At 68.7% G+C, this 2,586-nt stretch carries 2 protein-coding genes and 1 pseudogene; 1 reads left to right on the forward strand and 2 read right to left on the reverse strand.

The features are described from left to right. Window positions 1-69: 69 nt before the first annotated feature. Together A6302_RS19990 and A6302_RS19995 are read right to left on the reverse strand one after the other, a co-directional pair. Window positions 70-554 (reverse strand): annotated as a pseudogene (locus A6302_RS19990) (redoxin family protein). A 132-nt stretch (window positions 555-686) separates the two neighbouring features. Next, window positions 687-1,568: a protein-disulfide reductase DsbD domain-containing protein gene (locus tag A6302_RS19995; protein WP_069308484.1), complete on the reverse strand. Its 882-nt coding sequence runs from the start codon at window positions 1,566-1,568 to the stop codon at window positions 687-689. Between the two features lie 243 nt (window positions 1,569-1,811). Between A6302_RS19995 and A6302_RS20000 the strand changes: the two genes are divergently transcribed. Beyond that, window positions 1,812-2,402, forward strand: a complete 591-nt coding sequence (locus A6302_RS20000; RefSeq protein ID WP_069308485.1) for a YqgE/AlgH family protein — start codon at window positions 1,812-1,814, stop codon at window positions 2,400-2,402. Window positions 2,403-2,586 lie beyond the last annotated feature (184 nt).

The raw sequence follows: 2,586 nt of genomic DNA on the forward strand, positions 1-2,586 counted from the left end.
ACTCAATCAGCGGATGCAGGAGATTTGCATCCGCTCTTTCAAGGCGAGCGTGCAGGTCGCGCCCTGCCCTCAGAGCTTTTCCAGCACCGCCGCCGCGCCGGAGACGGTGGCCGAGCCGGGCGCTCTTCGACGTCCAGCGACTTCACGATGCCGTCGTCGACGATCATCGCGTAGCGCTGCGAGCGCAGGCCGAGGCCGCGGGAGGAGAGGTCGAGATCGAGGCCGAGGGCCGAGGCGAACACGCCCGAGCCGTCCGCCAGCATCTCGATCTTGCCCTCGGCGCCGGTCGCCTTCGCCCAGGCGCCCATGACGAACACGTCGTTGACGGCGGTGCAGGCGACCGAGTCGACGCCCTTGGCCAGGATCGCGTCGACATTGTCGACGAAGCCCGGCAGGTGGTTCATGTGGCAGGTGGGGGTGAAGGCACCCGGCACCGCGAACAGGACGACCTTGCGGCCGCCGAAGATCTCGGCCGTGGTCTTCTTGACCGGGCCATCGGCGCCGGGGACCATGAAGGTCACATCGGGCAGCGTGTCGCCAACCGCAATCGTCATGATGAAGTCTCCTTGAGATGGGACGCCGGAAACCGGACGTCCGAAAGCTGGAGCCGGCAGAAGGCCGGCCGGGCTCATCACGGTAGATACGGCAGATCACGGAAGGACGACAAGCCCGGCATCATCGGCGCGTCAGGGCAGGCGGCGGATCGCCTCGACGCCGCGCGTGCCCGAGACCATGGTGATGCGCAGCGCGGCGCCGGCGGTCGGAGCGCCTTTGGGGATGCCCTGAAGGTCGAGCAGGAACGTGTGCCCCTCGGAGGTTTCGCCGCCCTCCCGAGGTTCGGCCTGGGGTTTGGGCAACGGCAGCGACCAGCCCTCCGGTCCTTCGACGAAGACATCGAGGTCGGCTCTGCCGGCATCCGGACCCTCGACGACGAGGCGGTAGCGCGGCGGCGCGCCGGGCCCAACCGGCACGGGCGCAAATTCCGCAAGACGCAGCCGGGCGGCGGGGTTGTCTTCCGGCAGCGGCAGCGTGGCGCGGGCGGCCGCGACGAGGCGGTCTGCCCCTGTGTCCGGCGTCATCCCCGGGTGCAGGTCGACGTCGAAGGAGGCATGGGCCGGCACGCAGATCTCCTTGCAGTAGCCGAAGTCGAAGCCGAGCCGCAAGGTCACCGGCGCATCGGCCTCGGTCGCCGCAACGCGGATCGGCAGGGTCACCGCGTCCTCGTAGATGATCGATTCCGAGTAGCCGTCGAAATAACGGCGCGGTACCGGAAAGCCGACGTCGAGGCCGGCAAGGTTGTCCGCCTCCTGCGGCGTCAGCATCGGCGGCACGCCGACATCGCCCGGCGAGCGCCAGTAGGTGTGCCAGCCTTTCGGCAGGGTGACGACGAGGGCGAGATCGTAGCCGCCGGCGCCGGATGATCCATCCCCGGCACCGGAAACGGGTCCGGCGACGACCAGCCGCGTGTCCGGCTGCGGCACGCCCTGCCCGGCGGCAAGGGTGGCCTGCGCGCCAAGCAGCGCGAGGGCAAGGACGGCGGACGCAAGAGGACGGGCAATCGGTTTCAAGATCGGGACATTCCGCGCGGCTCGGGAGGTCGTCCTTCCCACATACCAGCCGGAAGGTGGCGCTGGCGAGACCGCGGCGGGCGAGACGGCAACACGGTTTCGTGACGGCGCCGGCCATCGAAAAGGGCGAACCCCGCAACCAACCTGCGCCGCCGGCTGGTATTTTCTTCAAAGAGCGCTATCGTTCGGGGATCGACACACAACGGTGGAGACAACCGCCGACGGACACACGGATCGCCACGCATGACCATCGAACCGACCTATCTGGACGGACAGTTCCTGATCGCCATGCCCGGCATCGGCGGCGACAGCTTCGCCAGATCGGTGGTCTATCTCTGCGCCCACTCTGCCGACGGCGCGATGGGGCTGATCATCAACAAGCCCGCGCCGAACCTGTCGATGCGCGACCTCTTGGTCCAGCTCGACATCATTCCCGAGGACCGTCGCATCCGCCTGCCGGAGCCCGCCAACGTGATGCGGGTGCATCACGGCGGCCCGGTGGAGACCGGCCGCGGCTTCGTGCTCCACTCCTCCGACTATCATCTCGAAAGCTCGACCCTGCCGGTCGACGCCGAGATCTCGCTGACCGCCACGCTGGAAGTGCTGAAGGCGATCGCCGACGGCCGCGGCCCGGAGCATGCGCTGCTGGCGCTCGGCTATGCCGGCTGGGCACCCGGCCAGCTCGAGAGCGAGATCCAGCAGAACGGCTGGCTCACCGTCGCCGCCTCGCCCGAACTCGTGTTCGAAACCCGGCTCGAAGACCGCTACGACCGCGCCCTGGCGTTGCTCGGCATCAACCCGGCCCTGCTGTCGACCGAGGCCGGTCACGCGTGAGGGGTATGTTGGGCGGCTGGCGCTGCGGCGTTCGGGGTGGGCAAAGCGGCGCTCTGCTGTGCCGCCGCCCCCTCATCCGGCCCTTCGGGCCACCTTCTCCCCGTGGGGGAGAAGATTGGTTCGCGGCAAGGCGGTGGGCACAGCATCACCTCGGATGCAGCGAAACCGAAGTCCAGAAGCGCTT

This window comes from Methylobrevis pamukkalensis (genome assembly GCF_001720135.1).
GTDB lineage: Bacteria > Pseudomonadota > Alphaproteobacteria > Rhizobiales > Pleomorphomonadaceae > Methylobrevis > Methylobrevis pamukkalensis.

Coding starts and splice junctions, on each gene's coding strand:
- A6302_RS20000 (WP_069308485.1), top strand. CDS start 1,812: ATGACCATCGAACCGACCTATCTGGACGGACAGTTCCTGATCGCCATG.